Origin of the sequence: Bacillus sp. JJ1503 (genome assembly GCF_036965125.1) — a bacterium.
Taxonomy (GTDB): Bacteria; Bacillota; Bacilli; order Bacillales; family Cytobacillaceae; genus Cytobacillus.
In genome coordinates this window covers 11,821-13,914 of record NZ_JBALOZ010000195.1, presented here as the reverse complement: position 1 = coordinate 13,914, position 2,094 = coordinate 11,821, and the positions used below count along the sequence as shown (strand labels likewise).

Annotated in this window: 2 protein-coding genes; both read left to right on the top strand. The window is 37.6% G+C overall.

From position 1 onward, the window contains the following. Nucleotides 1-817 (top strand): PucR family transcriptional regulator (locus V7149_RS15255; RefSeq protein WP_335346463.1); only part of this gene is annotated, 817 nt, incomplete at its 5' end. A gap of 123 nt (nt 818-940) precedes the next feature. Beyond that, nucleotides 941-2,038, top strand: a complete 1,098-nt coding sequence (locus V7149_RS15250; protein WP_335346462.1) for an ABC transporter ATP-binding protein — start codon at nt 941-943, stop codon at nt 2,036-2,038. The last annotated feature ends 56 nt before the right edge of the window (nt 2,039-2,094 follow it).

Genomic DNA, 2,094 nt, shown 5'->3' with positions numbered 1-2,094 from the left:
TAAAGATGATACTAACCCCAGATGGCTGGGTATTCCGTTTGAAAGCATTTCTAAACAAGAGCTAGCCTTGCTAAAAACTCTACTACATTATGAAACTACTTCTTTGAAAATCCATCCTAAGGCGCAAAAATGGTATGATTTCCTTTATTTACAAGGAGAGCTTCCCCCAGAATACCAAGATTCAACATATCGCTTAATTCTGTACCATCTAAATGGAATTGAGTGGGAACGAAATGACCTTGAGGAAGCTATTTACGGTTTTTTCCCTGATGACTCAATTATTCTATGGGAGGATCATGAAAGCGGGGTTATTATTGAAAGGAACCCTGAGCAAAAAATTAACGGAGACTTGTTTCTTTCCCTGAGTCAAACAATTCAAAGCGACTTTTTCATAAAGGCCTATTTTTACTGTGGTAAGGTTCAATCGTTATCGAAAGACTGGCCAGATCATCTGAAAGAGGATAAATATTTCTTTGAAAATGTAATTCAGCTAATGCCTGCTCAGCCATTTCATACTTTTGAAAAATGTTTTCCTTTCATGCTCTCTAATCACCTGCCTAAACATATGCAGGAATGGCTGCGATCCCAATTGCTCTTAAAAATTGCCGATGAGCCTGAGTTATTAACGACTGTTAAACGCTTTTTAGAAAATAACTCCAATGCCACCTTAACAGCAAAACAGCTCTATATTCACCGCAATACATTGCAGTATAGATTGGATAAATTTGCCGAGAAAACAGGTGTCAACCTAAAGGATTTTCACAGCACGATCACTGTTTTCCTTGCATGTCTCCTATTAGAGACTGATTGGCCATAAGGTAAAACTTCTAATAGCCATACCGCATAAATATTCGATAAAAAGTTTGTGCAGACAGCCCATATTCAGAAGATTCTATTTTGTTTACAATTTTATTAAATAAAATAAAAAGGGGCTTTTAACATGGCGGAATTGAAACTCGAACAAATTTACAAAGTGTATGACAATAAGGTTACAGCTGTTGAAGATTTTAATCTCGATATTAATGATAAAGAATTTATTGTTTTCGTTGGTCCTTCCGGGTGTGGAAAATCCACCACCTTACGTATGATTGCCGGACTTGAAGAGATTTCAAAAGGTGATTTTTATATCGATGGGAAAAGAGTTAATAATGTTCCGCCAAAAGACAGGGATATTGCGATGGTTTTTCAAAACTATGCCCTTTATCCACATATGAGCGTTTATGATAATATGGCATTCGGGTTAAAGCTGAGGAAATTCTCAAAGACTGAAATTGACCGACGGGTAAAAGATGCAGCTAAAATTCTAGGTCTTGAAACCTATCTAGATCGAAAGCCAAAAGCTCTATCAGGCGGACAGCGTCAGCGTGTTGCATTGGGAAGAGCGATCGTTCGTGATGCAAAGGTATTTTTAATGGACGAGCCGCTTTCCAATCTTGACGCTAAACTACGTGTACAAATGCGTTCAGAAATTATTAAGCTTCACCAACGATTACAGACGACAACGATTTATGTTACTCATGATCAGACGGAAGCCATGACTATGGCAACACGAATTGTTGTAATGAAGGATGGTTTAATTCAACAGGTTGGAGCCCCTAAAGAGGTTTATGATAATCCAGAAAATGTTTTCGTTGGCGGATTTATTGGCTCACCAGCAATGAACTTTTTTACCGGAATCCTTGAAGAGAGCGGATTTAAAGCAGGAAGTACTAAACTTGCGGTACCTGAAGGAAAAATGAAGTTACTGCGTGATAAGGGCTATGTTGGCAAAGAAATCATCCTTGGCGTTCGTCCTGAAGATTTTCATAATGATCCCACTGTCATTGAATCCTTAAAAGGTTCAGCGATTATTGCTCAAGTAGATGTTTCCGAGCTAACAGGTGCAGAATTAATGATCTATTCAAGTTTAGAAGGTCAAAATTTTGTCGCACGTCTAGATGCTAATGCAAATATTCAAAGCGGACAAATAATTGAACTTGCCTTAAATATGAATAAAATCCATTTCTTTAATGTAGAAACGGAAACAAGAATTCGATAATATAAGAAAGGGATTGTCTTCTAAAGGGTCTGGACCCACTAAAAGACAATCCCATC